Source organism: Sulfitobacter aquimarinus (genome assembly GCF_040149565.1).
GTDB lineage: Bacteria > Pseudomonadota > Alphaproteobacteria > Rhodobacterales > Rhodobacteraceae > Sulfitobacter > Sulfitobacter aquimarinus.
In genome coordinates this window covers 1-205 of record NZ_JBEFLO010000035.1, presented here as the reverse complement: position 1 = coordinate 205, position 205 = coordinate 1, and the positions used below count along the sequence as shown (strand labels likewise).

Here is a 205-nt window from a genome sequence, read left to right as displayed (position 1 = left end):
GTCATTGACAGGAGCCACGGTGACCACGGCCACGGCTTCATCCGTGCCGCCATCGGGGTCCGAGACGGTGTAGGTGATGGTCGCTTCGCCGTTAAAGTCGGGCGCCGGCGTGAAGGTCACGGTGCCGTCGTCGTTGTTGACCACGGTGCCCTGATCGGCGGGAACCGAGACAGCAATCACGGACAGTTCGTCCACGGTGTTGTCG

At 63.9% G+C, this 205-nt stretch carries 1 protein-coding gene; it reads right to left on the bottom strand.

Annotation, left to right across the window (positions count from 1 at the left end):
- Nucleotides 1-205: cadherin-like domain-containing protein (locus ABMC88_RS18500; protein WP_349578366.1), on the bottom strand; the 205-nt coding region annotated here is incomplete at both ends.